Origin of the sequence: Paenibacillus sp. V4I7 (assembly GCF_030817275.1) — a bacterium.
Taxonomy (GTDB): Bacteria; Bacillota; Bacilli; order Paenibacillales; family NBRC-103111; genus Paenibacillus_E.
Genome location: NZ_JAUSZD010000002.1, coordinates 5827805 through 5853829, shown reverse-complemented (window position 1 = coordinate 5853829; position 26025 = coordinate 5827805). Strand labels below are relative to the sequence as shown.

Below are 26025 nucleotides of genomic sequence, written 5' to 3'. Positions count from 1 at the left end.
ACGCTATGCCCAAAAATGACGCCGATCCCAAGCATGACCGCGAAGATAACAAAGCAGATAAGAAAAATAATCAGCAGAATAACGCTAATTTTATGGAAGAAGCTCAAACGCTATCGAGCAACGAGGCACCTGATTACGTCCCAAGTTTAAATGGTATCCCTAAAAATCAAGTTTAAGTAACTGCAGGCTGCTCTTCTCGTCACTATATGATGGGAGAGCAGCTTTTCTGATTTTTCCACCTTAAATAAAAAAAGCTGATTTCTTGAGAAGTAAATCTCAGAAACCAGCTTTTTTTTCAGCCGTTTTAATTGGATAATTTGTACACTTTAATGGTTTGGATACCAAACTTCTTCACAGATTGCTTGGATCCTGGGATAAAGATATCAAGACGCTTGCCTTTGATTGCACCGCCAGTATCTGTCGCGTAAGCATACATGCCGCCTACAGGTAAGCCGTTGAAATTATAACCTTCTATATAGAGCTTAGATCCTAGAGGAATCACGGTGGGATCTACAGCAACGGTTCCAATACTTAGTGGATTACCCATATAATCAAAAGCTCCGTAGCCGCCATTCTCAGATGGATCTGCTGAATAGGCAGTGGATTTAAACAATTCATAATCTGGCGCATACTTATTGCCATCTTTACTTAGAATAGCTAATTTGCTGCTAGCGTCCCACTGAACGGGAATATCGGATACTTTGCTTAGAAAACGAAGAGGCACGTATACGCGTCCATTTTGGAATTCCGCATGTGTGTCCATCTCGACACGGTGGCTATCGATTTCAGCTTCTTTTTGTCCAGATACTAAGGTGATTGAATGTTTGCTGTTATTTAGCGTGACCTTGATCTCATCGCCTTCTTTTTGCCACTTTACTTCATAACCAAGCTTCTCCGTTACGAAACGAATCGGTACTTGGGTAGCATGATTCTCATCCAAAAAAGGCTGAGCATCCGGAAATTGAACCAGTTTATCATTGACTTGCACTTTCACATCCATCTCTGCGGCATTCGCCGTAAATGGGGAAAGAAAGCCTCCTGCCAACACTGTTAAAGACACAGCAAGGCTAGTTAACCCTTTAGTAATTGTATGCAATTGGTAATCCTCCTTCATGAGCCTTCGAGGTTAGTTGACGGGTTCGGGAAGAAGGTTCTCCCTAGTCTGCTCCGATGAAGAGCAAATATTCACCCCATGTAAATCGTCCCCCGTACCGACACTTTGTCTGTGCACCGGACTCGGCTTCAAATAGTTTAGCACTTGAGGCCTTGTGGGACAACGGCCAAAATATGGATGGAGGTCTTAGAGGGTACTGGACTTAGGTCTAGGTACAAAAACAGTCGCGAGTCCGTTTTGACGTTTAGCTGTTTCAGGTACGATAGAAGCATGAAGAACACGTGAGGGGCGGTAAGCAGAATGAGTATGGATCGATCGAAAGGGTTGGCTTTGGTTTTAATCACAGCAGGTATACTTATTTGCCTGCATCAATTTGGCAGTCATATTCATTTTATGGGATTTTTATTCCCGGCAGCTATGCTTGGATTAGGCTATGTAGGCATTAAGAATGGGAAGAAAATTGGTTGGTTTTTCGCCGGCTTAGGCGGCTTGATACTGACCATTAAACTATCGGGCTTCATCGCCATTGCTTTCGCTGTATGTTTAGTGGTGTACGGTATTCATCTATTGAAGAAACGAAATGAATTTTAAAACATAAGAAAATGGGGGTGTAATTCATGAGCATATTGAATCGGATTGGCAAAATAGCAGAAGCTGCATGGCAAGAAACGGCCGGCAAGCTCGATCATCATGAACAGGGTAGCAGCGTGATAGAAAAGCTGGAACAGCGCTATCAGGAGGCGCTGCAGCGAACTATTGAGCTGCGACGCCACAGTGTGAACGCAGAGGAGATGGCGCAGCTGCGCGGCGAGCAAGCCGAGCTGGCAATGCGCGCCGGCGATGAAGAGCTCGCGCGGCTCGCGCTGCAAGAGAAGCAGCGCGAGGAAGCCGCTTGCGAGCACTACCGCGCGCAGTACGCGAGCAGCCAGGACGTGTGCCTGGCGCTCGCGGATGAACTGCGCGGGCTGCGTGCGGGGCACGCAGCCGAGGGGGTGCAGCCGCCGAGCAGCGGTCTGCACGAGAAAGAGGCTCGCGACACTTGGCGCGAGCTGGAAGTGACCGGCCGCGAGCTCGGCCGGGAAGCGCTGCAGGGGCTCCGCGAAGCGGGCCGCCTGTCGCAAGAGACGCTGAAGGAAGCCGGCGGCAACCTTCAGCAGGAGCTGCGCACGCTGCGCGGCAAGTTCCAGCAGGATTGGCAGCAGCATCGCTCCAGCGGTGACACCGACCCACGCGACAAGAAATAGTCGCGTGTTATCCCTCAAGCGCCTAATAACTAGGCGCAGGAGCTCTTGACCTCCATGATTCATGCGGAAGCCTTGCCGCGCAAGGATTTGCATCTTGGAGGTCGTCCATTCTTATGGTATGCTAGGAATCTATATGAACTAATTTAAAAGTCAGCCAGAGGAGGTGCAGCGATGGGAGAAGAAACTAAAAGCAACCGTAACCGCAATACAGCACTAGTGCTGATTGGAGCCGGTCTTTTTTTGCTTCTAGATCATACGATAGGCTTTTTCCCCATTCTTGCCATTATCCTCATCTTGCTAGGCATTCATCGGGTCCGTTCACGCAAAGAGCGCAAAGGTTATGTACTGATCGGCATAGGGGCAGTGATTTTATTCGGAGATCACATTACCATTGTGTTCTCTATTGTTTTAATTTCGCTAGGTTTGTTTTTCATACGATCGAAGCAAGTACACAAAGACGACACGTATATGCAGAAGCAGAAATTGGTGGATAGCGTCCGTTTAGGCCGTGAGCCTTGGATTTTACGCAACAGTTCAACTTGGTACATTATTGGAGAAACCTACATTGATCTTTCACTTGCGATTTTGGAGCAAAAGGAAACCACGGTCATCCTGCAAGGCGTAGTAGGAGATGTAGATATCAAAGTGCCGGAGGATATCGGTGTCGCTGTGACGGCTTCCATCTCGTTTGGGCAGATTCAAGTTGCGAATGAGCGTGAGTCCGGGGTTATGAATAAGCTGATTTGGCAGTCCCCTAACTATGAACATTGCGATCACCGCGTGAAACTTGTGCTTTCTTACATCGTAGGAGATATCAAGATTAAAGTATTGTGAGAATGTGCGCTTGGGCACGCGTAAAGATCTCGAGGAGGTTCATTACCAATTGGACGGCTATAAACGACGATTAACGAATATGATATGGCGCAGCATGAGTGAATCGATCATCTTTAGTTTCGTTGTGTTTGGCGCGATCATTTATTTTTTGAATTCGCGCAATCTGATTGTGCCATTTACGAGCTGGCAAGAGGGCGTTAAATTTACATTTATGGCGATTTTGGTTATAGGCGGCATTGGCGCTGTGTATGGCTTCTGGAATAGCAACCGAATTACTCGGAGGCTTGAACCGATGATGGAAACGATGATTTTGCTGGAAAAAGGAACGTTTGCCCGCGGTGGCTTCCAACACGGTGAAGATGAAATCGGGCGACTGGGTGATCAGTTAGGCCGTATTATGAAGCGGTGGGAAGAGCAGGTTACTTCCCTACAGCGCTTATCTAATGATAATGCGGAGCTTGCGGAGAAAGCAAAGCTGTCTGCGGTTATTGAAGAAAGACAGCGATTAGCGCGAGAGCTTCATGATGCGGTGAGCCAGCAATTATTCGCGATATCGATGACGGCAACAGCAGTAGGGCGGACTTTGGATAAGGATTTCGAGAAGGCTAAACGGCAAATTCATCTCATCGAGGAGATGGCATCTGTTGCCCAATCGGAAATGAGAGCCTTGCTGCTGCATCTAAGACCTATTCATCTGGAAGGGAAACGACTGTCCGAAGGACTTGTTGAGCTTCTGAAGGAGCTTGCGGCAAAAGTGCCCATGGCGATTACTTGGGATATGGACGAAGATATCCGCTTGAATAAGGGGATTGAGGATCATTTGTTCCGTATCGTACAAGAGGCGCTTTCTAATGCTCTGCGCCATTCTAAGGCGAACAAGCTGGAAGTGAAGCTGCTGCACCGTCATGACGGTGTTCGTCTTGCGATACGCGATGACGGAGTCGGTTTTGAATTAGATGCTAAAAAGCTTACATCGTATGGTATAGTGTCCATGAAGGAGCGGGTTAATGAAATCGGCGGCTCTGTGGATATCATTACGGCGCCTGATCGAGGTACACGCATTGAGATTCGTGTGCCTATCCTCGCTACCACTGAATATGTTGTGGAAAATTAACTTTTAACCATAGATGGCAGGGCAAAAATAGTTTTCTAACGAGAGGAGTAGCAAATGGAAGACGCGTTGATTAAGGTTTTACTTGTCGATGACCACGAAATGGTCAGGATCGGACTAGCAGCTGTTCTAGGCACAGAGGATGGTATTGAAGTGGTCGGGGAAGCCAGCAATGGTCAAGATGGCATTCGGCTTGCACAGGAATATCGACCGGATGTCGTACTCATGGATTTGGTCATGGAAGGCATGGACGGTATCGAAACGACAAGGAAGCTGCTGCAACTTTACCCGGATTGCAAAGTCATTGTGTTGACGAGCTTCTTAGATGATGAGAAAATGTATCCAGTGATTGAAGCTGGGGCTTTCAGCTATTTGCTCAAAACGTCCCGCGCCTCCGAGATCGCTCAAGCGATAAGAGCGGCCGCTAAAGGGCAGTCCATTCTGGAGTCTCAGGTCGCCTCCAAGATCATGAATCGCTTTCGTCAGCCTAAGCCGGCAGCAGAGCCGCATGAGGAGTTAACCGATCGTGAAATGGAAGTGCTACGCTTGATTGCTAAAGGTAAATCCAATCAAGAGCTAGCCGATGATTTGTTTATCGGTGTGAAGACGGTAAAGTTTCACGTCACCAATGTTCTGGCCAAGCTAGGTGTGGAAGATCGAACACAAGCCGCCATCTATGCCTTTAAACATGGTTTGGCTGAATAGCATTTAGTCACAAGGGAGCGATAGGAATGAATCTATTAAAGCAAATTTGGAGTTGGTTTGGCTCCATTGCCATTTCGTTTATTTTAGTCGTATTTCTTGGTGTTTTCGTGTTCCAATCAACGAAGGTTATGGGACATTCCATGGATCCGACGCTGCATGACAGTCAACGCGTGTATGTATCAAAGCTTTCTCATACGTTTAATTATGAACCGAAATATGAGGATATTGTTATTATCGACTCCAGAGTCGATCTTAAGAGAACATTCAAGAACGATCTATTAGACAGCCCATTGATCAGTTTATTTACCAAGGGCGATGATAGACATGTCTGGATCAAACGGGTAATTGGTAAGCCGGGAGATCAATTGGAGCTCAAGGACGACAAGATGTACCGTAACGGCGCGCTTCTTGACGAGCCTTACATTAACGAGGCAATGAAAGCTAATGGAAACAAGAAATGGACGGTACCTGCCGATCATATTTTCGTGATGGGAGATAACCGAAATAATAGTATGGATAGTAGAGTGATCGGATATATCCCACTTGATCATGTATTAGGTAAGAAGCTATTCTAAAGAAAGCGACCCTCTGGGTGGGCATGCATGTGCATGAGCTCACTCGAGGGTCGTTTTTTGTATTCACGATGCAAATGTAGACATGTTGAATTTTCAATCACATCTGAACATCTAGCAGAAGTCCACTCATCGGAACCGGCAGATAAGATTGGAGATGAGATCGATATTGGCCGTAAGGCTTAAGCTGTGAACGTGACATTTGGAACAACGATTCCGAAGGCAATTGCTGTAATTGTCCAATTGAATTCGAAAGTGTGACGGCGAAGTTTGTTAGGCTGCCAAGACTTTTTAACGTAGAACTAGAATGGTTCTTAATCTGATCTTGAAGTTCATCTTCTTGGAGCTTTAAACTTCCGTTATCCAGCTTTGTTATCCCAATCTCTTTCAGAGAATAGGGCTTAGCGGCTTGCTCTAGTCCTATGAGAAGTGAGCGATTCAAATACTCGGGAGAATCCCGCAAACTGTCCTGAAATTCATTATATGTATGTACGAATTGACGTATAGGTTCAATGATGGACTCGCTATCGTTTTCTGACGAAAGGGTTGTTGCCTTGTAGGCAATAGCAGGAAGTCTAGACTCCACCAAGGATTGTGCCGATTGTTTAACGTTCTGCGAAGATTGAACAAATTCGGCTACGCCTTTCGCGGCAGACTGAGCGTGTTGTTTGTAGGCTAATTCTTCAAAGGGCATGTCAAGTTGTCGACGAATGGTATTTGATTTACCGCCGGTAATACCGCTTACCGCGCTTACTCGGTAGTAGTCTTTATGGGTTTGATAGCTGTTCAAAGCCATGATTGGGGGATACGCATAAATCATGGAGATCACCTCATTTTCGCTTAATTATAGTATAGCATTCGTAGGGACTGGGGTAAATTGGTACTTGCTTTGTTAGAACAGTAAAAAAGCTGCCAAATCAAGCTGAGTCATTTGCTGCCTTGCCAACATAAGATAGCATTATTGCTTCTTGTGGAGGCGGTGCCATGTGATACGCAAACGATTGGCTTCCATTGACGATCGAGCTATTCATCGATTAGTCGTTGAACAGTTAGTACCCTTTTCTAGACTGTATGACACAGGTAGTTCTGTAACATTATCAGAAATACGGAAGAGACTGAATCAGAATAAAACGTTTGTTACTGCCAAAGGGTACAAACAGCCGTTCGGATTCATCACAATGATTCGCAAATCGCGTGTGCTGTTCATTGATATGTTAGCCATCGATTCTCGTGAGCAAGGGAGAGGTTGGGGGCATGAACTTATGAAGGTCGCTGAGGAGTACGGGAAAAGTGAACGCTGTTTGACGGCTGAACTTTTTGTTGATGAAAGCAACCCTAAAGCGATTCGATTTTACTTAGGCAAAGGTTACGAAATCCAGTCGTTTATTCCTGAGCTTAGCTGCTATAAAATGAGTAAGAAATTGAGAAGATAAGACTAAGGGCTGCAGATGATGGTTTCATCCACAGCCCTTTCATCATTCACTGAACATAGCTGCAATGTTTTCCAGTTGAATATCGATCGCACCTTGATAGCCAGGGGCAACGCCACCGAAACTTAAGAGAGGAAGGCCAAAGGAAGAATACCCCTCATCTACTGTACCCGAGAATGAAGTTTGATCTAGTGGCTTTGCTTGTTTCGTCTTCGTTTTAACTGTTTTTGATTTGGAAATGGTTTTTTTTGTTTTCTTTGTAGACGAATTTAGCTTTGATGTAGCATCATCGTTCAGGATCAGCTTGTTTTTTTCAATACGACTTAATACGCCATAGACTTCGGAGCCATCGTTTAAAAAAATAAGAACAGGCTTTCCGTATAAGCTTCGACAGGTTTTATCAGTAATCGGATGAATAGGCTGCATTGTATCTTAGCACCTCCGTGTTATTGTGTACTTTCAGCCTATTCATAGCCGGGCGGTTCGGTATAGACGAATGTCTATTTACTCATAAGAAAAAGTTATGACAGAAAGTTCTCAGAAAAGTTGAATAGCTTGACTATTTTAGGTATGCTAAGCATATTAACTAATCCTAATAGAGAAAGAATGATGCATAGATGAGTGGAGCTGTGTTTTATATTTTCGGAGCAACGGGCGATTTGGCGAAAAGAAAGCTGTTTCCTGCTTTTTATAGCTTATATCGTGAAGGAAAGTTAGGGGAAAATTTTGCGGTAGTTGGTTTGGCTAGAAGACCTCGTACGAATGAACAATTTCGTGATGATGTAAAGCATTCGATTGAGGATTTTGCCCGTTATAAAGTGGCGGATGAGGCTGAATGGGATCGATTCGCACAGCGTTTTGAATACATGTCACTGGATATCAATAATGTCGATGGTTTCCATGAACTTAATACACTGACAGCCAAACTGGATGAGAAATATCAGACCGGCGGGAACCGATTGTTCTACCTGGCGCTGGCTCCAGAGCTTTTCGGTAACGTATCGTATAACTTAAGTGAAGGCGGATTGCTCAAAACCAAAGGCTGGCACCGTCTTGTGATTGAGAAGCCGTTCGGTTACGACCTGCCTTCAGCAGAGCGATTGAATGGACAACTTCGTCAAGTATTTGAAGAGCAAGATATTTACCGCATTGATCACTATTTAGGCAAAGAAATGGTGCAAAATATTGAGTTCGTTCGTTTCGCGAATGCTTTCTTTGAACCACTTTGGAATAACAAATACATAGCAAACATTCAAATTACGTTAAGCGAAACTGTCGGCGTTGAAGAACGCGGCGGTTATTATGATCACTCTGGCGCCCTGCGCGACATGGGTCAAAATCATATGCTGCAAATGCTGATGATGATGGCAATGGAACCGCCTAGCCGTCTGCATCCTGAAGATATCCGAGATGAGAAGGTGAAGGTCCTGCGTTCCCTTCGCTTATTCGAATCCGGCGACGATGTTCGTGCGAATGTGGTTCGTGGTCAATATGCGAGTGGTTCGTCCAAAGGCAAAGCATTGCCAGCTTACCGTGAAGAAGATTCGGTGAATCCGCAATCAACAACAGAGACTTATTTCGCGGCCAGAGTTCACGTGGATAATTTCCGCTGGGCAGGTGTACCTTTCTACATTCGTACAGGTAAAAGGCTGCCAGTCAAAACGACGGAGGTTGTTGTAGAATTTAAGAATATTCCGAATAATGTGTATTTGGCCAAAAAGCATGAGTTGGAGCCGAATTTGCTTGTCTTCCGTGTGAATCCGATGGAAGGCATCTATCTGAAAATGAATGCAAAGCAGCCGGGATCGGAAGGCGTCATCGTGCCAGTAGCGATGGATTTCTGTCAAAGCTGCCAGATCGGTATCAATACGCCGGAAGCTTACGAACGCTTGCTGTATGATGCAACGCGTGGAGATTCCACGTACTTTACCCGTTGGGATGAAGTGGCGCTTGCTTGGTCCTATGTGGATCGTATTGCAGCAGCATGGAATGAGAAGACGGAAGATCTGAAACACTATCCAGCCGGATCTTGGGGGCCTGAAGAAGCAACGAAGCTTCTAAGCGATGACGGCTTCAAGTGGTGGCCGATTAACGGTCAAAATGAAGGTGAAGTTGATTGGGAAGCCGTTCAAAAAACAACGGTTTTAACATAGTTGATAAGCATAAGTTTAGGTATTAACCTAGCTTCCCATCAACCTTGTCAAACGCGCTCGTTATGGACGGCGTAAGCCGTTTATCCTTGAGGTAACAAGCGTAACATCCAACTGGCGACTCTGCCTGTTGGATTTTTTTTGTGGTATAATAAATATTACGGAGTAAATCTTATTATTCATTACATGAGGTGTTTATATGTCACGAAGAGCTTTTATCAGATGGCTGCTGGCAATAGGGGCTGCGCTCGTTGGATTAAGTGCGATTTTTAGTCAAATGGTTAAGAAAAAGTTTATTCCAGATGCTCAGCCCTCCTTAACATCTGTGAAACCAGAGCCTTCTCAATCCGTGACACCATCTTCGGCAGAACCCTTGCCTTCAGGTCCCCTTATGTCCTATTTTATATTAAGCGACCTTCATATCAGTATAGGTGATGCACTTACGGGTAAGAAATTAAGGCAAGCGCTTGATGATATTACACACTTCGACGGTCCTGTTGATGCTATCATGTTAACAGGCGATCTGACGGACACAGGAACGGAACGAGATTATAAGGAGCTGCGTACCATTGTAAGTGAATACAAAAAACTTCCACCCGTTCATGCGAACATGGGAAATCACGATTATTACTCGATCTGGATTAATAAGGCGAATAACTGGGATCAAGCAACCGTTCCCAATGGCAAAAGTGATGCGATGAGCCGAGAGTCATTCAAGAAGTTTTTTGGCTACAAATCACTTTATAATGATTTTACGACCAAGGGTCACTCCATCTTGCTGCTTTCACAAGAAGCTTATGTGCAAGAGAAGCCGGAGGTCGGTGAAGGAGCCTGGTATTCCGATGAACAGCTGGAATGGTTCAAAGAACGGGTGAAAAGCCTCTATCAACCAGGAAGACCACTATTCGTGATGACGCATCAACCGCTTCCGCCGAATGGCACAGACGGTAAATCGCATCAATTAATCCGTGCGATTCAATTCCGCGAGACGCTAAAGCCTTATAAGAATGTATTCGTGTTTTGCGGGCATCGCCACCAAGATTTCCAGAATGGGACGCCGCATTATGTGCAGGAGACATTCCATTATTTCCACAATGCTTCTGTTGGAAGAACGCTTAACCGCGCCTACCAGCAAGAAGCCAAGCATAAAGTACAGGGCATCTATGTGCAAGTATTTGCCGATAAGGTCGTCGTACGCGGCCGAGAGTTTAGCAATCGAACTTTCCTAGATGAAGCGAATTGGAGTATTGATTTGCAGAAAGTTCAAGCCTGATTCATAGTAAGCCTATATGTAAAATAAGAAGGGAATAATCTAACAGATGACAACGCAACTCAATAAACTTCTCGCAACGGAAGTCGCTAAGCGACGTACGTTCGCGATTATTTCTCACCCGGATGCGGGTAAAACAACATTAACCGAGAAACTGCTGTTATTCGGAGGCGCGATTCGCTTAGCCGGAACGGTCAAAGGGCGTAAGGCTAGCAAGCACGCGACATCCGACTGGATGGAAATTGAGAAGCAGCGTGGTATTTCAGTAACGTCCAGCGTTATGCAGTTCGATTACGAAGGGCATCGCGTGAACATTCTAGATACACCTGGTCACCAAGACTTCAGTGAGGATACGTACCGAACACTTACCGCTGCAGATAGCGCGGTGATGCTGATCGACGTAGCCAAAGGGGTCGAGATGCAGACGAAGAAGCTATTTCAGGTGTGCAGAATGCGCGGAATACCGATCTTTACGTTTATTAACAAAATGGACCGCGAGGGTCGCGACCCATTTGAACTCCTAGAAGAGTTAGAAGAAGTTCTCGGCATTCGTTCCTATCCAATGAACTGGCCGATTGGCTCGGGTAAGCAGTTCTGTGGGGTTTACGATCGCGGGAAATCACAATTGGAGCTGTACCAAGGTGAAGATCACAAAGATATTCAAGTGCGCAAAGTGGATGGTGTTGATGATCCATTAGTGAAGCAAATTGCAGGTGAATTCTTGCACAAACAATTAAGCCAGGATATCGAGCTTCTTGATATAGCCGGTGATCCGTTTGATATGGAGAAAGTGCTGCAAGGCGAGCTCACACCTGTTTTCTTCGGCAGTGCTGTGAACAACTTCGGTGTTCAAACGTTTCTAGAGAACTTCCTACAGCTTGCGCCACCTCCTGAGCCGCGCAACAGCACAGCAGGCGTCATAGAGCCTACTAAAGAGAAATTCTCAGGCTATGTATTCAAGATTCAAGCGAACATGAATCCAGCTCACCGCGACCGTGTGGCTTTCCTGCGTATCGTTTCTGGAAAGTTTGAGCGTGGTATGTCCGTGAAACATGTGCGACTCGGCAAAGACATTAAGTTAGCTCAGCCGCAGCAATTTTTGGCGCAAGACCGTGACATCGTCGAAGAGGCATTTCCAGGCGATATCATTGGCTTGTTTGATCCCGGTATTTTCCGTATCGGCGATTCCCTAAGCGAAGGGGAAGAGGTCATCTTTGACGAGCTGCCTACTTTCTCTCCGGAGCTGTTCAGCAAAGTGTCGATCAAGAATGCTTTGAAGCAAAAGCAGTTCCTCAAAGGGATTGATCAATTGACTGAAGAAGGTATGATTCAAGTATTTACTACGATTGGTTTCGAGGACATGATTCTTGGCGTGGTCGGTCAACTGCAATTCGAAGTGCTTGAACATCGGATGAAATCCGAATATGGCGTAGATATTTTATTACAGCGCCAGAACTACCAGTTCGCGCGTTGGATTGTAGACGAGAAACTGGATCCAAGTAAATTCCGCATTAATTCACAGCTGGTAAAAGATAAAAAAGGGAATTACGTAGGCTTGTTCGAGAGTGAGTATGCGCTGCGATCTTCGATCGAGAAAAACCCAAATGCTAATTTTTTAACTAGCGCTCCATAAGTGTTGTAATGGAAGAAGAGGCTGTCTCCGGATCTTAATCTGGGAACAGCCTCTTCTTTTAATTTTGTCGCCAATGAACGGTTTGCTTCATACAATAGGTACGGGTTAATAAGTAGTCATTAAGCTAGCCCTAAGGAAGTGAATTAGAGACGTGCACCTCTTAATCATTGCTCCTGAACAAATTCCAGTACCGCCAATCCTAGGTGGTTCCGTCGAAATTTGCATTTATTCCATTGCACGCGAGCTTGCCAAAAAGCATCAAGTTACCGTTGTTTCGAGGCATCATCCTAGGTACAGCAATATTTCACACCGAGGTCAACTTACGATAATAAGAGTACCAACGGGCAGCTCTCGTACGTACTTGAAGGAAGTGCTTAAGGCAACCAAAGGAAAGAAATTTGATTGGATTCAAGTCGATAACAGACCCCATTATGCTGCCGTCATCAAACGCCATTTTCCGAAAACACCAGTATCTCTATTCTTACATTCCTTAACGTTCGTGAAGCCGCCCTATGCATCTATTCGCAGATGCTCCGAGCATTTGAACAAAGTGGACTGGATTGTAGTTAATAGCAGCTCACTCGAACAGGAGCTCACAAGACTGTATCCTAAACAGAGAAATCAGCTTCACAAGATTTACCTCGGGACCGATGTGGCTAGATTTAGCCCTATGTCGGAGAAAGCGAGGAGACGTTTAAGAAGAAAGTATCGGGTTAGCAGTAAAGGTTTTCAAGTCCTTTATGTCGGCCGACTTATCAAACGCAAAGGCATCCCTATTTTAATTCGTGCTGTTCATCTGGCCAGAAAATCGATCCCTGGGATGAAGTTGTTGATTGCTGGGGGCGAGCAAGGTAAAGGGTTTAAGGCGCTGCTTAAAAGGAAGGCTAATACACGTGGAGTGCCAACGAAATTTCTAGGCAATATACCGCATCGTAAGATACATGAAGTATACGGACTTGCGAATTGCTTCGTATGTCCTTCACAAAAGCATGAGGCATTCGGATTGGTGAATGTGGAAGCGATGGCTTCTGGACTTCCGGTTATCGCATCGAATATTGGGGGAATTAAAGAGGTTATTCAGCATGAACATAACGGGGTTCTGATCGAAGAATTCCGAGATCCTCGCGCATTCGCGCGAAGTATTGTGGCAGTGGCCGAACGGAAAGAATGGGCAGAGGGTTTAGCTAAACAGGCGCGGCAAGATGTCATAAAGCAATTCAGCTGGCAGGCCACAGCACAATCTTTGGCCGACTTCTATAGAATGAAGCTGGAGGCAAAACATGAAAAATACTTCAAAGAAACCGGTCCGTCTTAGTAGAGCTAGGTACGTCACTAGCAAAATTGGCAAAACGAAAGCAATTGAATCTAAGCACAAGCTGCGTAAGTATGTTCCGACCACCAAACGAATGAATCAAGAAATTCTAAGGGAAATGCTTAACCAATATAAGATGGTGTATGTTAAGCCGAATGTAGGCATGTTTGGAAACGGTGTTATCCGAGTGGAACTAGCGGAGGAGGGGGCTGAACTGCCTTATTCGTACCAGTCTGGTGTTCGATTGAGACAGTTTAAAACATTTGATGAGATGTATGCATCCATCAGTAAAAAGACGAAAAAACGGAATTATTTAGTACAGAAAGGGATTCATCTGCTCAAATACAAAGGAAACCGGTTCGATCTTCGTATCATGGTTCAACAAACGCCTCTTCAGAAGTGGGAGACAACAGGTGTCATTGGCAGAGTAGCCCATCCGAAAAAAGTGGTTACTAATTTCCACAATGGGGGAACATTGAAGCCGGTGGATACGCTGCTCCACACGTATTTGCCTGCAAGTAAACGGAAGAGGTATGTCAAGAAGCTGCATGTTCTGGGGTTACGGGTTGCGAAGGCAATCAATAAACGATATAGAGGGGTTAAGGAGATCGGTGTCGATGTCGCCTTGGACGATAAGCTGCATCCATGGATTCTCGAGGTAAATACGAGTCCTGATCCCTATATTTTTCGAAGATTGAGCGATAAACGTATTTTTGCCAAAATGAGACGCTATGCCAAAGCTTACGGCCGGTTATGAAATCATAACCGGCCTGTTGTTATTCCTATGAAAGGTTTGCTCAATGTCGAAAGCGGAAACAGGAGGACTTAATAAATAGCCTTGTATCGTCGTACAGGTTGTTTCTTTCAATATTTCAAGTTGGCTCCATTCTTCTACGCCTTCTGCAACCACTTGTACCTCAAGTGCATGGCCAAGATGGATAATGGCATTCGTAATGGCCCGATCATCTTTATTGCTATGTATATTTTTCACGAAAGAACGGTCTATTTTCAGACAATGGATAGGGAATTGTTTCAAATAATTAAGTGATGAGTAGCCAATACCGAAGTCATCGATCGAGATCGAAATCCCTTTATTACATAACTTATCCAGCACCGCGACGGTTATATCCATATTTTGCATAATGGAACTTTCCGTAATTTCAAATTCCAAAAAGGCAGGGTCGATACCGGTTTGCTCAATAATCTGAATGGCCTTATCGGAAAAAGACTCATCTTGAAATTGACAAGGTGAAATATTAACAGCAATTTGATAGTTTAAAATGCCGGCTTCCAGCCATCTCGCTTTTTGGAGACAAGCCTCGCGGAGCACCCATTCACCAAGTAACAAAATCAAACCGCTCTCTTCAGCAAGCGGAATAAACTCGTTAGGAGCAATTAGGCCGTGCTTCGGGTGATTCCAGCGCACTAACGCTTCCAGACAAATAATGTTTCCGGTGGAGAGTTCAAGACGTGGCTGATAGTATAGGATGAGTTGATTTTCAAGTATAGCCTTCCGCAGTTCAGTTTCCATCTGAACTTGATTAGAAAACCGCTGCACGTGTGAGGAATTATAGGTGACAAGCTTGTTCTTACCTGAACGCTTAGCGGCTAGGAGAGCTTGATCAGCTTGATGCAAGGCTTGTTCTATCGTAGCTAGCGATATGTCGACAGCACTCACACCCATACTCGCTGTAATAAAACATTCTTGATCCATTACAATGAAGGACGTAACAAAGACGTGCTGGATACTTTGAATGGTTTGGGAAAGCTGATCATGGGTATTAGCATATATAAGGAGAACAAATTCATCATCTCCTGATTGAACAACAAGGTCACAGCCATGTATGGCCCGCAAACGATTGGCCAATTCTACCAAAATGAGATCGCCAGACATGTACCCGAGCGAGAAATTAACTTGGCGAAACCGGTCAATATCAAGGATGAGAAGGGAACGTAATAGGGTCGTGCGCTTATCATGAGTTTGATTTCCAATAGCCTGCTTTAACAAAGATAGAAGCTGCTGTCGATGGTGAATGCGAGTGATTATTTTCTTACTCCTAGGAGTACCTAATGTTGTCGATGCGGCGAAGTGAAAAAGGCGCCGGACTGCTTTCATTGCTATCACTCATTCCCACATCATAGTTGTCCACTGTACCCCCTATCATAAGTCGAAAGGCGAACTGTAGACAAGATTATAAATTAGTAATTTATACAAATAATGGAAATTTTCTCGTTTGACTTTATGTAACCTTGATGAAAATGTCGAATAATGTTGAATAAAATATTCAATAATTTTGTATTGACATGAATGGCTTTTGGATGAGAAAATGTACGCGTGTACATTGTTAGTTTAATGAATGAATTATCGGAGGCTTATGCATGGTGACGAGAAAAGAGGTTGCTGAACTAGCAGGGGTTTCAGAGGCGACCGTATCCCGTGTATTCAATGGGCTAGGCCCCATGAAGCCTGCTACGAAAGAGCGTGTACTTGAATCTGCCAAACAGCTCAACTATCATCCAAATGCTATTGCGCAAAGCTTCGCTCGGAGACGCAGTGGTAATCTTGGCGTCGTGCTGCCCTATATGCCCAAAGTGCATCTCTTCTCTGCCTTTTATTTCGCGGAAATATTAAGCGGCATAGGGGAACAAGTAAGGGAGCAAGGCTACGATATGCTGCTGTCGCTATTAACACCGGATGAAAGTTTGGATTACACCCGACTTTATCGCTCTCAGAAGGTGGATGCTTGTGTCATCCTGGGTTCAAGGGATACTCCGCAGCAGCGGGAATCACTAATGCAGCTGCAGGCTCAGGGACTGCCTTTTTGCTTGGTCAATCAAAGCTTCGAGGGGTTATCCTTTCATGAGGTAGATGCGGATCATGTAAAGGGCAGTTATCAGGCTGTTCGGCATTTACAGGAAGAAGGCTATCGCAAGATTGCTTTTCTGAACGGTTCGCCGCAGTATTCGAACTCTGGCGATAGACTTCAAGGTTATATGAAAGCAATGAGTGAAGCCGATTTAGAAGTTCCGCCTGAGTTGCTGCTTGAAGGTAATTACAGCCGTAAAAGCGGTTATGAAGCGTCATCAGGGCTATGGGAACATCGGGATCAGGTGGAAGCGGTATTTGCGGCTAATGATCGCATGGCGATCGGTTTGATGCAAGGGCTCCGTGAGCGAGGATGGATCGCCGGGCGTGATTTCGCTATTATTGGCTGCGATGATTCGGATGCTGCTAAGCTCAGCGATCCACCGCTAAGCAGCATCAATGTGCCTTTCTATGAGATGGGCAAAGAAGCAGCACGTAGTGTGCTGGCGGGTTTACTGCGTGGGGAAGGCACGAAGGATACGCGAATCAAGCTGCCGACCAGATTGGTTGTGCGACAATCATCGAAGAGCAGTCATCATAAATGAGTAATGGTTATATGGATGAAAGAACTCAAGTAAATGCTAACGAAGCTAGTTTTGCCAAGGTAAAACTCTAGGGAGGCGCACTTTTATGAAATCTTTCAATATTGGTATGGTTGGCTATAAGTTTATGGGCAAAGCACATAGTCATGCGTATAAGGATTTGCATATGTTTTTCCCGCAGACAGCGGTACCGAAGATGAAGCTCATCTGCGGTAGAGATGAAAGCGGTGTCAGCAGCGCAGCCGAACAATTCGGCTGGGACGGGTATGTCACCGACTGGCGCGACCTGGTTACGCATCGCGATGTCGACATCGTCGATATCAATGCGCCCAGCGATGCGCACAAGGAAATCGCGCTTGCTGCGGCGAAGGCCGGCAAGCATCTGTTCTGCGAGAAGCCGCTGGCATTAACCCTTGCTGATGCAAGGGAAATGCTGGAGGCGGCTGAAACAGCCGGGGTGAAGCACATGGTAGGCTTCAACTATAGGTTTGCTCCTGCGGTTCAGCTCGCGAAGAAGCTAGTCGAGAGCGGCCGACTCGGAGACATCTATCACTTCCGCGCCTGGTTCCTGCAGGACTGGATCGTAGATCCAACGTTCCCGCTGGTCTGGCGCTTACAGAAGGAGATTGCTGGTTCCGGGTCGCACGGCGACTTAGGTGCGCATCTGATCGATTTGGCGCACTTCTTAGTCGGTGACATGACGGAGGTTATCGGCATGAGTGAGACGTTCATTAAGGAGCGGCCACTGCCGTCTTCGATGACAGGGCTTAGCGCCAAAGGCAGCAAGGATGCACCGCACGGACCGGTAACGGTTGATGATGCGACGCTGTTCATGGCACGCTTCGCGAACGGGGCGCTCGGCAGCTTTGAGGCCACTCGTTTTGCACCAGGGCACCGGTGCACGAATTCTTTTGAAATTAACGGTAGTAAGGGCAGTGTGAAGTTTGATTTTGAGCGTTTAAATGAATTGCAGGTTTATTTTACAAGCGATGATGAGGATGTACAAGGTTTCAGACGTGTTCTGGCGACAGATTCGTCACATGCTTACATGGATGCTTGGTGGCCTGCAGGACATACGATTGGCTATGAGCACACATTTGTACACGAGGTCGTTGAGCTGATGAACGCACTTTCGGAAGACCGTCTGCCGGTCCCAAATTTCCTAGATGGTGTGAAGTGTCAAGAGGTGCTGGAAGCGGTGGATCAATCCATTGCGCAGCGTCGTTGGGTGAGTATTAGTGAAGTCTAAGGATAGATAAGCATGGAGAGGGGCTTTTGGCAATGAGTAAACAAGCATTAATTGTGTGGGGTGGCTGGGACGGTCATCAACCTGAAGAGGTGGCTGGCATTTTCGCAGGGTTATTGCGTGAGGAAGGCTTTGGCGTGGAAGTATCGGATACATTGGATAGCTTCAAAGATGCGGAGCGCTTGGCGGGCGTTGATCTTATCGTTCCAGTATGGACCATGGGTAAAATCGAAAGTGAGCAGTTGAAACCGTTAATCACAGCGGTCAAAGAAGGCGGAACTGGAATCGCCGGTTGTCACGGCGGTATGGGAGATTCCTTCCGTAATGAAGTGGAATATCAATACATGGTTGGCGGTCAGTGGGTAGCCCATCCTGGAAATGACGGCGTGACGTATACGGTTCGAATCAAGGATCGGGGGCATCAATTGACGGAGGGCATGGATGATTTCGTTGTTGTCTCGGAAAAGTATTACATGCATGTGGATCCAGCCATTCACGTACATGCGGTTACAGACTTTGGCGATGTGGAGATGCCGGTTGTTTGGACCAAAACGTATGGAGCGGGCAAGGTGTATTATAACTCGTTGGGTCATCAAGCTAACATCGTTCGTATGCCAGAAACACTTGAATTAATGCGCCGCGGCTTGCTGTGGGCAACACGATAACGATTAGGGGGAAGTAAGCGATGAGTAAGAAGAAAGTTGGTATTATCGGTTGCGGGAATATTAGTGCGGCCTATATGAAAAATATCCCTAACTTTGAGCATTTGGAGCTGCTCGCGTGTGCCGATATCGACTTGGATAGAGCAAAGGCTCGGGCGGGGGAATTCAGCATTCCTCATGCGTATACGGTTCAAGAGCTATTGAATGATCCGAATATTGATATTGTGATTAATTTGACGATTCCGGCAGCGCATGCCGAAGTCTGTATTCAAGTGTTGGAAGCGGGCAAACACGTGTATGTGGAGAAGCCGCTAGCTGTAACCCGTGAAGAAGGTTTGCAGATCCTAGAAGTTGCGCGCCGCAAGGGATTACTGGTTGGCAGTGCACCGGATACGTTCCTTGGAGGAGGTATTCAAACGTGTTTGAAGCTGATTAATGACGGCTGGATTGGCACCCCGATCGCTGCAACGGCATTCATGATGGGTAAAGGTCATGAGCACTGGCATCCGGATCCTGAGTTTTATTACGCAAAAGGTGGCGGCCCTATGTTCGATATGGGTCCATACTACCTAACAGCGCTTGTGGCTTTACTTGGCCCAATTCGCCGAGTAACCGGTTCGGCTGCCGCTAGTTTCCCAGAGCGCACCATTTCTAGTGAGAAGAAACGTGGACAAAAAATTACAGTAGATACCCCAACTCATATTGCAGGTGTGCTGGATTTCCACAGCGGTGCGATTGCTACGCTTGTAACAAGCTTTGATATTATGGGTGGAACTCAGCTGCCGAACATTGAAATCTACGGCAGTCAAGGTTCTTTACGTGTTCCGGATCCGAATACATTCGGAGGTCAGGTGCTTATTCGCAGAGGCGGTTCAGATTGGGAGCCGATTCCTTTGTCACATGGCTACAAAGAAAACCACCGCGGTTTAGGTGTTGCGGCCATGGCTGAGGCTCTGATAAGCGGCCAAAGTGATGCACACCGCGCGAATGGTGAGCTGGCGTACCACGTGCTAGAGGCGATGCATGGCTTCCATGATGCGTCCGACTCAGGGAAGCATTATGTGATGCAAAGCAGCTGTGAGAAACCAGCCCCTCTGTCACCTTACTCCGTGCTATAATAAGAGTTAACTGCATCCTCCTCTTAAGTAAGAGGGGGATTTTTTTGATTGGACTGATTCAAAGCTATTGGAGGTTAGTAAGACATGCAAAAGATTGCGGTCGTAACAGACTTTGACGGAACACTGATGGAACAGGATGTTGGCGATGTTTTGATGGAAGGATTAGATGTGCTAAAAGAACCTAAGGTTATTGAAGCATCGAGACTTTTTCGAGAGAAAAAGGTGGGTTCTTTGGCTTGGATTGAAGCGGCGTATCCATTGCTTGCTGATCGGCAGGAGCACGTGGACCGATTGCTAGAGAGTGTAAATTTGCGGGACGGAGCGCGGGATTTTATTGGTTTTTGTGGGCAGAAGGATGTGCCGGTTACGGTTTTAAGTGACGGTATGCTTTACTATATCGAGCAAATATTAAATCGACAACAAGTGAAAGTGAACCATGTTATCGGGAATCCGATTACCTATTTGGAGGATGGTGAATTTCAGTTCGGGGTTCAGAATACGAATCCAGCATGCAAATGGTGCGGGTGCTGCAAGGCAAGTGTTGTTAAGCAGCTAAAAGAGGAAGGATGGCTTGTCATTTATATCGGTGATGGCAGCAGTGACTATTATGGCTCCGGCTTTGCCGATTGGATTTTTGCGCGAGCGAGTCTTGCTAGGTATTTGAAAGAGGAAGGAACGGCCTATTATCCATTCGAGACGTTTCATGATATTTTAAACATACTGAGACCAGCTTGGGATTCTTTTAGGAGTGGCACTGCGATTCGCCGTCTTCAAGGAAGATTTCCGACTGCCTGTAAGTTCCCTGATTAGGATAAAACCAGCTAAGGGAATGCCACAGGCAACCCGCTAGCTGGCCAGATATTGTAGAGTTATTCGAGATGTTCTTTGAGTGTTTCTACGAGTTGGTTTTGGATATTTGCTTCACTATGCTGCCATATGATTTCGAAAAGCACACCAAGTCCGGGCAGAACCCGTTCTTCTCCGCCGATGGAATCCTCAATCACTTCCTGAAGCTCATTATTCGATTTATTCTGGACTCTCTGGACAATGGCCTGTCTTAGGGTGATGTTCATTTGTGGACCTCGCTTCCATGTCGTTATCGTTATTAATATGCGCAAGTATCAAGCCGTTCATCCTTCCATACTTCGCCACCTTTCATAGTGAGATACGGGCTATGAGTATGTTATAATCTTTATTATCTTAGGAGTTTGGAGGACACGCCAACAGTGAGAAAACAATTTGCGATTATTGGGATGGGAAGATTCGGGTCTAGCGTCGCTAAAACATTGTCACAATTAGGGTTTGAGGTCCTTGCTATTGATCATCGTGAAGAGACGGTTCAAGAGGTTTCCGCTTTCGTCACACATGCCGTTCAAGCAGATTCTACGGATGAAGAAGCGCTGCGAGCTCTAGGTATTCGTAATTTTGACGTTGTGGTTGTGGCTATTGGAGAGGATATTCAAGCGAGTATTCTGACTACATTAATCCTCAAAGAAATGGGCATACCTACGACTGTAGTGAAAGCTGTAAATGATCTGCATGGAAAAGTGTTAAAAAAGATTGGAGCAGACAAAGTCGTTTATCCAGAAAGAGATATGGGACAACGTGTGGCGCACCATCTTATTTCATCCAATATTATCGATTACATAGAGCTATCTGCCGATTACAGTATCGTTGAGATTAAGGTGTCTCCACAAATAATTGGTAAAAGCCTCAGACAGCTCGATATCCGGGCTAAATATGGCTGTAATGTCATTGCGATCAAACAAAATGAACAGCTGGTCATTCCGCCAAGTGGGGAAGAGCCGCTTAAACAAGATGATATTCTGGTTATTGTAGGTAAAAATTCAAATCTTCAAACTTTTGAAGTGACTTTTGCAGAGTAGGTAATGATAAATGACAAGTTCACATACGGAAATTATGTCTGTTCAGAATGCCAGAGCCAAAGAATGGGCCCAGCTTTTAGATCGCCGGGGCAGGGACAAACAAGGGAAATATATCATTGAGGGTTACCATCTCGTAGAGGAAGCATTGCGTGCGGGAGCTCCGGTGGAGACCATTATCTATAGCTTGGAAAAAGGGGTTCCTGCTGGATTACCTGAGCAGGTCGTAGGGTCTGTGGAGTGGGTTGGCGTCAGCCAGGCTGTGCTGGAAAAATGCTCAGATACGCAGACGCCACAGGGGGTTTTGGCCGTTGTGGCTCGGCCGCAGCTTGGCATGGAAGAGCTGCTCGCCGGCGAGCATGATCTTGTGGTGGTCCTGGACGGCGTTCAGGATCCGGGCAACCTTGGCACGATCATTCGCAGCGCGGATGCCGTCGGGGCTAAGGCTGTTGTGCTCGGCCGCGGCACGGTCGATCTGTACAATCCCAAAACGATCCGCTCAACGATGGGATCGATGTATCATCTGCCGATTGTGGAGGCAGATCTTCTTGAGCTGCTGCCGCGAGCGCGCGAGCGCGGCGTGCGGCTTGTGACCACGAGCCTGCAGGCGCAGCGCTCGTGTTACGATACGGACCTGCGGCAGCCGACGTGGCTGATCCTCGGCAACGAAGCCAAGGGCGTGTCGCCAGAGGTCGCTGCACAGTCGGATGTTCAGGTGATTATTCCGATGCAGGGCAAAGCGGAATCACTGAACGTCGCGATGGCCGCGACGGTGCTGCTGTTTGAAGCATCGCGGCAGCGGTTGGTTCCACTGCAATAGAGAAAAGGTTATGTGAGTTGTTTTTCACTTTGTCATCGTTTGTAATATAGTTTGTCATCGATTTGGAACGTACATTTGTCACAACTAAGTCAGTCCCGATGTGGCTCAAAGCCTTGATACATCGGGATTTTTTATAACCATTTGTGGAGTGAGTTTTTTGAATGTCATTGGAGACAACGTAAGACGATTTCAGAAAAATACATAACCTTAATCAAATTGAATTTGCTAAGTTAATAGGAGTTTCCCAAGGGAGTTTAAGTGATATAGAGTCCGGAAAAAGTAAGCCTTCCGTAGAAACGGTCGTTTCTATTCATTTAAAATTCGGATGTTCACTTGAATGGTTGTTGAATGGAACTGAGAGTAAAAAGCCTTTGAAATAGTAAAAATTAAACTATAGAACACGAGTATTTAATGGCTGATGGTTCCTGAAGGTTGATATAAAACGGAAGCATAAAGGAACCAAAATGTTTGGTGAATACGGACAAACGAAGAATCCTTCGTTAAACCGAGCTGAATCATCGTGTACTGCATTATAAAGAATAAAATCGAGCGCCACGCTTGATTTTATTTTTGTTTTTTTCACATCCAGTTTGCTGATTGTTCACTTAAATGTATAATGATTGTCTGAGGTGATAACAATGGCAAGATCCAAAGAATTTGAAATTAATGAAGTATTGGATAAAGCAATACAACTGTTTTGGACACAAGGATATGAGAAAACTTCAATGCAGGAATTAGTTGATTTTATGGGCATTCATCGGAGAAGTATCTATGATACGTTTGGGGATAAGCATGCCTTGTTTATGAAAGCTCTCGAACGGTATGAAGCTAAGCAAACCCAAAAAATGAGATTTCTCGTTGAAAAGCAAAAGTCGGTCAAGGAATTAATCCGGGAAATGTTCCAATTGACATTGAGAAATGAAGGAGAGCCTCTGGGATGTTTACTTGTGAATTCGGGTGTGGAATTGGGCGTATTGGATCCGGAAGTTGCCTCCTTGGTTGAGGAAAGTTATTCCAAGACTGAAGCGTTTTTGACTCAACTTCTTCAGGAAGGGCAGCAAACCGGTGAAATCAGGGCTAACCTTGAAGCTAAAGTTATGTCTCGCTTTTTAATGAATGCCTGGTTGGGACTACGCACATTGGTTAAGACCACGACGGATCAACAAAAGCTAAAGGATATTGTTGATACGACGCTGGCTGTATTAGATTGAACGTGACTACAACCAGTGTCATTTTTGAATAGCATAACAATACGGGCGAATAGCAGATAGAGCTGAAGGGGCAACTGAACACCCTTATTTGTTGCAATGATACAAGTTCTTGTCTTTCTCCGAGAAAAGAACTAGTATCCTGACCGTAAAAGAGAAGAACTTTGGGTATAATGACCAACGGGATCACTTTCTAGGCATAGGTAGGATTTAATCCTTCAAAAAATATTCTTTACCGTTCGTTCTAGAAATGATATAGTAAAAGTAAGTTAGATTTATAACTAACTTTTTTTTATTCTAATTAGAATGATCATTCTTAAATTATATTACACACATGAATCTGGAGGAGAGATTAATATGAAGTACACCGTGATCACAGGAGCAAGCTCCGGCATTGGATATGAGACAGCATTGGCGTTCGCTGCACGTGGCAAAAACTTGATTTTGGTAGCCAGAAGATTGGACAAATTAGAAGAGCTTAAATCGACGATCCAAAATAACCATCCTGACGTGGATGTTGTGATTCGTACAAGCGACCTGTCGGTTACGGATCAAGCCTATACACTGTATAACGATTTAAAGGAATATCAAATCGAGACATGGATTAATAATGCAGGGCTTGGTGAAGGCTCCTTCGTAGCCGAGCAGAAACTACAAAAAGTCGAAACCATGTTACGCGTTAACATCGAATCCTTGACCATCCTTTCAACACTATATGTGCGAGATTATGCTGACGTAGAAGGTACTCAGTTAATTAACGTGTCATCAGCACTCGGATATATCATTGCTGTCGGTAGTGTTGCTTACTCTGCATCTAAATATTATGTGAGTGCCTTCACAGAAGGGCTTGCAAAAGAACTCGAACTGAAAGGCGCGAAAACAAAGGCAAAAATTCTAGCACCAGCCATAACGGAAACGGAATTCGTGAAAAAATCAATCGATATCGAAGATTTTGATTACAAAGCCAACTTGCCTAAGTACCATACTGCCAAGCAAATGGCGAGCTTCATGCTGGATCTTTTTGATAGCAACGAAGTGGTAGGGATCGTAGACCAGAATTATGATTTCAATTTGAGAGGGCCAATCTATCCGATCTTTGAAGGGCTGTAATATTTATTCGATTGATGGGATACATCATTTGAAAAGGGGAATATGGAAGAATGGAAAAGTTGTGGAGTAAAACGAAAATCGGAAAAATGGAATTGCCTCATCGGTTAGCGATGGCACCAATGACACGTAGTAGAGCTCAACAAGACGGTACGCCTGGAGAGGAGGCTTCCCTTTATTACGCCCAGCGCGCATCCATGGGACTTATTATTACAGAAGGTGCGCAACCTTCAGATGATGGTCAAGGTTACTTGTGGACTCCCGGGATCTATACGGAAAAGCATATTGAAGGGTGGAGAAAAGTTACAGATGCAGTGCATGGAGCAGGTGGGTATATGTATATCCAATTGATGCATGCCGGTCGTATGTCGCACCCCGACAATACACCCCATCATCGACAACCCGTTGCACCTTCCCCCATCGCGCCAGGTGTAGAAATGTTTACTGTTACAGGCATGCAGGATATCCCCGTACCACGTGAGTTAAGTAAAGAAGATATTCAAACGACCATTAAAGACTTCCGCAAAGCGGCTGCGGCAGCTATTGCAGCAGGAGCTGATGGTGTTGAAATTCATGGAGCTAACGGTTATCTGATTAATCAATTTATCGCGGAAAGTTCGAATACGCGGACGGATGAATATGGCGGATCTATAGAAAATCGTGCTCGCTTCGCCATTGAAGTAGCAAGAGCCATCGTCGATGAGATTGGAGCCGAAAGAACTGGCTTCCGCATATCGCCTGGGACCCCTCTTGGGGGAATTCAAGATGGTGAACAAGGTCCTGAACTTTACCGTTACCTGGTGCAAGAATTAGCTCAATTGGATTTAGCTTACCTTCATATTATGCACCTCGGAAATGAAGAACTGCTCCGAGACATTCGTTCCCTCTGGACGAATCCATTGTTAGTTAATCGGGCTGGACGGGCACTGGTAGATCTTAGCGCTGACATAGATAGTGGTCTTGCTGATCTCGTACCCGTCGGTATATGGTCATTAGCTAATCCAGATTTAGTGGAACGACTTCAAAAAGGTGCGCCATTGAATGAAGCGGATCCGGCAACATTCTTTGGTCACGGAAGCAAGGGATATACGGATTACCCTACGATGACTGAATTAGCTTCTAAAGAAAGGTAACAATAGGTATAGGTAAAAATGGCGTACAACTGAAAATTGTTCGCCATACATCTTCCGCGAGCACT

General features: G+C 45.6%; 29 protein-coding genes and 1 riboswitch. Of the genes, 24 read left to right on the top strand and 5 right to left on the bottom strand.

Annotated features, from left to right (window positions below; translation table 11 throughout):
• Nucleotides 1-5: 5 nt before the first annotated feature.
• Nucleotides 6-176, top strand: coding sequence for a hypothetical protein (locus QFZ80_RS27405; protein WP_164826793.1), 171 nt, complete (start codon nucleotides 6-8; stop codon nucleotides 174-176).
• A gap of 128 nt (nucleotides 177-304) precedes the next feature.
• Here the strand turns inward: QFZ80_RS27405 and QFZ80_RS27400 are convergent, their stop codons facing one another.
• The gene (locus QFZ80_RS27400) at nucleotides 305-1096 is read right to left on the bottom strand and encodes a stalk domain-containing protein (RefSeq protein ID WP_307552775.1); all 792 of its coding nucleotides are present in this window, start codon (nucleotides 1094-1096) and stop codon (nucleotides 305-307) included.
• Nucleotides 1097-1100: 4 nt separating this feature from the next.
• Nucleotides 1101-1252: riboswitch (cyclic di-AMP (ydaO/yuaA leader) on the bottom strand.
• Between the two features lie 162 nt (nucleotides 1253-1414).
• Here QFZ80_RS27400 and QFZ80_RS27395 point away from each other — a divergent pair.
• From QFZ80_RS27395 to lepB, 6 genes are all read left to right on the top strand, one after another.
• The gene (locus QFZ80_RS27395; RefSeq protein WP_307552777.1) at nucleotides 1415-1705 is read left to right on the top strand and encodes a LiaF transmembrane domain-containing protein; all 291 of its coding nucleotides are present in this window, start codon (nucleotides 1415-1417) and stop codon (nucleotides 1703-1705) included.
• 26 nt (nucleotides 1706-1731) lie between these two features.
• Nucleotides 1732-2358: a PspA/IM30 family protein gene (locus QFZ80_RS27390; RefSeq protein ID WP_307552779.1), complete on the top strand. Its 627-nt coding sequence runs from the start codon at nucleotides 1732-1734 to the stop codon at nucleotides 2356-2358.
• A 171-nt stretch (nucleotides 2359-2529) separates the two neighbouring features.
• Nucleotides 2530-3192, top strand: a complete 663-nt coding sequence (gene liaF / locus QFZ80_RS27385; protein WP_307552781.1) for a cell wall-active antibiotics response protein LiaF — start codon at nucleotides 2530-2532, stop codon at nucleotides 3190-3192.
• A gap of 49 nt (nucleotides 3193-3241) precedes the next feature.
• Complete coding sequence (locus tag QFZ80_RS27380; protein ID WP_307552783.1) at nucleotides 3242-4306, top strand: sensor histidine kinase; 1065 nt, start codon at nucleotides 3242-3244, stop codon at nucleotides 4304-4306.
• 54 nt (nucleotides 4307-4360) lie between these two features.
• Nucleotides 4361-5008, top strand: a complete 648-nt coding sequence (locus QFZ80_RS27375; RefSeq protein ID WP_307552785.1) for a response regulator — start codon at nucleotides 4361-4363, stop codon at nucleotides 5006-5008.
• A gap of 26 nt (nucleotides 5009-5034) precedes the next feature.
• Entirely contained in the window at nucleotides 5035-5583 is a 549-nt protein-coding gene (gene lepB, locus QFZ80_RS27370; RefSeq protein ID WP_307562006.1) for a signal peptidase I, read from the top strand.
• Between the two features lie 97 nt (nucleotides 5584-5680).
• Here lepB and QFZ80_RS27365 read toward each other — a convergent pair whose 3' ends face one another.
• Nucleotides 5681-6400, bottom strand: a complete 720-nt coding sequence (locus QFZ80_RS27365) for a hypothetical protein (protein WP_307552789.1) — start codon at nucleotides 6398-6400, stop codon at nucleotides 5681-5683.
• 166 nt (nucleotides 6401-6566) lie between these two features.
• On the opposite strand from QFZ80_RS27365, the gene QFZ80_RS27360 reads away from it, so the two are divergent.
• Nucleotides 6567-7013, top strand: a complete 447-nt coding sequence (locus QFZ80_RS27360) for a GNAT family N-acetyltransferase (RefSeq protein WP_307562004.1) — start codon at nucleotides 6567-6569, stop codon at nucleotides 7011-7013.
• Nucleotides 7014-7055: 42 nt separating this feature from the next.
• On the opposite strand, the gene QFZ80_RS27355 is transcribed toward QFZ80_RS27360, so the two are convergent.
• On the bottom strand, nucleotides 7056-7436 hold the full coding sequence (locus QFZ80_RS27355; RefSeq protein ID WP_307552791.1) for a hypothetical protein: 381 nt from the start codon (nucleotides 7434-7436) through the stop codon (nucleotides 7056-7058).
• A 191-nt stretch (nucleotides 7437-7627) separates the two neighbouring features.
• Here QFZ80_RS27355 and zwf point away from each other — a divergent pair, with 191 nt between their 5' ends.
• From zwf to QFZ80_RS27330, 5 genes are all read left to right on the top strand, one after another.
• Nucleotides 7628-9163, top strand: coding sequence for a glucose-6-phosphate dehydrogenase (zwf, locus tag QFZ80_RS27350; protein ID WP_307562002.1), 1536 nt, complete (start codon nucleotides 7628-7630; stop codon nucleotides 9161-9163).
• 196 nt (nucleotides 9164-9359) lie between these two features.
• Nucleotides 9360-10433 carry a metallophosphoesterase family protein gene (locus QFZ80_RS27345; RefSeq protein WP_307562000.1) on the top strand — a complete coding sequence of 358 codons (1074 nt, stop codon included), beginning with the start codon at nucleotides 9360-9362 and terminating at the stop codon, nucleotides 10431-10433.
• Between the two features lie 46 nt (nucleotides 10434-10479).
• A complete protein-coding gene (locus tag QFZ80_RS27340; RefSeq protein ID WP_307561998.1) occupies nucleotides 10480-12063 on the top strand; it encodes a peptide chain release factor 3 in 1584 nt (527 codons plus the stop codon).
• Between the two features lie 151 nt (nucleotides 12064-12214).
• Nucleotides 12215-13378, top strand: a complete 1164-nt coding sequence (locus tag QFZ80_RS27335) for a glycosyltransferase family 4 protein (protein WP_307561996.1) — start codon at nucleotides 12215-12217, stop codon at nucleotides 13376-13378.
• Nucleotides 13344-14132 (top strand): YheC/YheD family protein, encoded by a 789-nt coding sequence (locus QFZ80_RS27330; protein ID WP_307561994.1) that lies wholly within the window; start codon nucleotides 13344-13346, stop codon nucleotides 14130-14132. Before QFZ80_RS27335 ends, QFZ80_RS27330 begins: the two co-directional genes overlap by 35 nt.
• Here the strand turns inward: QFZ80_RS27330 and QFZ80_RS27325 are convergent.
• Nucleotides 14127-15491 (bottom strand): putative bifunctional diguanylate cyclase/phosphodiesterase, encoded by a 1365-nt coding sequence (locus tag QFZ80_RS27325; RefSeq protein ID WP_307561992.1) that lies wholly within the window; start codon nucleotides 15489-15491, stop codon nucleotides 14127-14129. The genes QFZ80_RS27330 and QFZ80_RS27325 overlap by 6 nt on opposite strands.
• A gap of 263 nt (nucleotides 15492-15754) precedes the next feature.
• Between QFZ80_RS27325 and QFZ80_RS27320 the strand changes: the two genes are divergently transcribed.
• The 5 genes from QFZ80_RS27320 to QFZ80_RS27300 all read left to right on the top strand — a co-directional run bounded on the left by QFZ80_RS27320 (nucleotide 15755) and on the right by QFZ80_RS27300 (nucleotide 20619).
• Nucleotides 15755-16786 carry a LacI family DNA-binding transcriptional regulator gene (locus QFZ80_RS27320; RefSeq protein WP_307561990.1) on the top strand — a complete coding sequence of 344 codons (1032 nt, stop codon included), beginning with the start codon at nucleotides 15755-15757 and terminating at the stop codon, nucleotides 16784-16786.
• An 85-nt stretch (nucleotides 16787-16871) separates the two neighbouring features.
• Nucleotides 16872-18032: a Gfo/Idh/MocA family protein gene (locus tag QFZ80_RS27315; RefSeq protein WP_307552808.1), complete on the top strand. Its 1161-nt coding sequence runs from the start codon at nucleotides 16872-16874 to the stop codon at nucleotides 18030-18032.
• A 32-nt stretch (nucleotides 18033-18064) separates the two neighbouring features.
• The gene (locus QFZ80_RS27310) at nucleotides 18065-18694 is read left to right on the top strand and encodes a ThuA domain-containing protein (protein WP_307552810.1); all 630 of its coding nucleotides are present in this window, start codon (nucleotides 18065-18067) and stop codon (nucleotides 18692-18694) included.
• 20 nt (nucleotides 18695-18714) lie between these two features.
• On the top strand, nucleotides 18715-19809 hold the full coding sequence (locus QFZ80_RS27305; protein ID WP_307552812.1) for a Gfo/Idh/MocA family protein: 1095 nt from the start codon (nucleotides 18715-18717) through the stop codon (nucleotides 19807-19809).
• An 84-nt stretch (nucleotides 19810-19893) separates the two neighbouring features.
• Nucleotides 19894-20619, top strand: a complete 726-nt coding sequence (locus QFZ80_RS27300) for an MtnX-like HAD-IB family phosphatase (protein WP_307552814.1) — start codon at nucleotides 19894-19896, stop codon at nucleotides 20617-20619.
• A 59-nt stretch (nucleotides 20620-20678) separates the two neighbouring features.
• Here the strand turns inward: QFZ80_RS27300 and sspI are convergent, their stop codons facing one another.
• Entirely contained in the window at nucleotides 20679-20882 is a 204-nt protein-coding gene (gene sspI / locus QFZ80_RS27295; protein ID WP_057307674.1) for a small acid-soluble spore protein SspI, read from the bottom strand.
• Nucleotides 20883-21035: 153 nt separating this feature from the next.
• Between sspI and QFZ80_RS27290 the strand changes: the two genes are divergently transcribed.
• The 6 genes from QFZ80_RS27290 (at nucleotide 21036) to QFZ80_RS27270 (ending at nucleotide 25960) form a co-directional block, all read left to right on the top strand.
• A complete protein-coding gene (locus tag QFZ80_RS27290) occupies nucleotides 21036-21695 on the top strand; it encodes a potassium channel family protein (protein WP_307552818.1) in 660 nt (219 codons plus the stop codon).
• A gap of 10 nt (nucleotides 21696-21705) precedes the next feature.
• The gene (locus tag QFZ80_RS27285) at nucleotides 21706-22512 is read left to right on the top strand and encodes a TrmH family RNA methyltransferase (protein WP_307561988.1); all 807 of its coding nucleotides are present in this window, start codon (nucleotides 21706-21708) and stop codon (nucleotides 22510-22512) included.
• Nucleotides 22513-22709: 197 nt separating this feature from the next.
• The gene (locus tag QFZ80_RS39195; RefSeq protein ID WP_373460438.1) at nucleotides 22710-22892 is read left to right on the top strand and encodes a helix-turn-helix domain-containing protein; all 183 of its coding nucleotides are present in this window, start codon (nucleotides 22710-22712) and stop codon (nucleotides 22890-22892) included.
• Between the two features lie 258 nt (nucleotides 22893-23150).
• Nucleotides 23151-23723 (top strand): TetR/AcrR family transcriptional regulator, encoded by a 573-nt coding sequence (locus QFZ80_RS27280; protein ID WP_307552822.1) that lies wholly within the window; start codon nucleotides 23151-23153, stop codon nucleotides 23721-23723.
• A 354-nt stretch (nucleotides 23724-24077) separates the two neighbouring features.
• Nucleotides 24078-24830, top strand: coding sequence for an SDR family NAD(P)-dependent oxidoreductase (locus tag QFZ80_RS27275; protein WP_307561987.1), 753 nt, complete (start codon nucleotides 24078-24080; stop codon nucleotides 24828-24830).
• A 50-nt stretch (nucleotides 24831-24880) separates the two neighbouring features.
• On the top strand, nucleotides 24881-25960 hold the full coding sequence (locus tag QFZ80_RS27270) for an alkene reductase (protein ID WP_307552827.1): 1080 nt from the start codon (nucleotides 24881-24883) through the stop codon (nucleotides 25958-25960).
• Nucleotides 25961-26025: the final 65 nt, after the last annotated feature.

Bases quoted from the DNA above. Each gene is read 5' to 3' on its own strand.
- QFZ80_RS27405 (WP_164826793.1), top strand. From the start codon at position 6: ATGCCCAAAAATGACGCCGATCCCAAGCATGACCGCGAAGATAACAAA.
- QFZ80_RS27395 (WP_307552777.1), top strand. From the start codon at position 1,415: ATGAGTATGGATCGATCGAAAGGGTTGGCTTTGGTTTTAATCACAGCA.
- QFZ80_RS27390 (WP_307552779.1), top strand. From the start codon at position 1,732: ATGAGCATATTGAATCGGATTGGCAAAATAGCAGAAGCTGCATGGCAA.
- liaF (WP_307552781.1), top strand. From the start codon at position 2,530: ATGGGAGAAGAAACTAAAAGCAACCGTAACCGCAATACAGCACTAGTG.
- QFZ80_RS27375 (WP_307552785.1), top strand. From the start codon at position 4,361: ATGGAAGACGCGTTGATTAAGGTTTTACTTGTCGATGACCACGAAATG.
- lepB (WP_307562006.1), top strand. From the start codon at position 5,035: ATGAATCTATTAAAGCAAATTTGGAGTTGGTTTGGCTCCATTGCCATT.
- QFZ80_RS27365 (WP_307552789.1), bottom strand. From the start codon at position 6,400: ATGATTTATGCGTATCCCCCAATCATGGCTTTGAACAGCTATCAAACC.
- QFZ80_RS27355 (WP_307552791.1), bottom strand. From the start codon at position 7,436: ATGCAGCCTATTCATCCGATTACTGATAAAACCTGTCGAAGCTTATAC.
- zwf (WP_307562002.1), top strand. From the start codon at position 7,628: ATGAGTGGAGCTGTGTTTTATATTTTCGGAGCAACGGGCGATTTGGCG.
- QFZ80_RS27345 (WP_307562000.1), top strand. From the start codon at position 9,360: ATGTCACGAAGAGCTTTTATCAGATGGCTGCTGGCAATAGGGGCTGCG.
- QFZ80_RS27340 (WP_307561998.1), top strand. From the start codon at position 10,480: ATGACAACGCAACTCAATAAACTTCTCGCAACGGAAGTCGCTAAGCGA.
- QFZ80_RS27330 (WP_307561994.1), top strand. From the start codon at position 13,344: ATGAAAAATACTTCAAAGAAACCGGTCCGTCTTAGTAGAGCTAGGTAC.
- QFZ80_RS27325 (WP_307561992.1), bottom strand. From the start codon at position 15,491: ATGAAAGCAGTCCGGCGCCTTTTTCACTTCGCCGCATCGACAACATTA.
- QFZ80_RS27320 (WP_307561990.1), top strand. From the start codon at position 15,755: ATGGTGACGAGAAAAGAGGTTGCTGAACTAGCAGGGGTTTCAGAGGCG.
- QFZ80_RS27315 (WP_307552808.1), top strand. From the start codon at position 16,872: ATGAAATCTTTCAATATTGGTATGGTTGGCTATAAGTTTATGGGCAAA.
- QFZ80_RS27310 (WP_307552810.1), top strand. From the start codon at position 18,065: ATGAGTAAACAAGCATTAATTGTGTGGGGTGGCTGGGACGGTCATCAA.
- QFZ80_RS27305 (WP_307552812.1), top strand. From the start codon at position 18,715: ATGAGTAAGAAGAAAGTTGGTATTATCGGTTGCGGGAATATTAGTGCG.
- QFZ80_RS27300 (WP_307552814.1), top strand. From the start codon at position 19,894: ATGCAAAAGATTGCGGTCGTAACAGACTTTGACGGAACACTGATGGAA.
- sspI (WP_057307674.1), bottom strand. From the start codon at position 20,882: ATGAACATCACCCTAAGACAGGCCATTGTCCAGAGAGTCCAGAATAAA.
- QFZ80_RS27285 (WP_307561988.1), top strand. From the start codon at position 21,706: ATGACAAGTTCACATACGGAAATTATGTCTGTTCAGAATGCCAGAGCC.
- QFZ80_RS27280 (WP_307552822.1), top strand. From the start codon at position 23,151: ATGGCAAGATCCAAAGAATTTGAAATTAATGAAGTATTGGATAAAGCA.
- QFZ80_RS27275 (WP_307561987.1), top strand. From the start codon at position 24,078: ATGAAGTACACCGTGATCACAGGAGCAAGCTCCGGCATTGGATATGAG.
- QFZ80_RS27270 (WP_307552827.1), top strand. From the start codon at position 24,881: ATGGAAAAGTTGTGGAGTAAAACGAAAATCGGAAAAATGGAATTGCCT.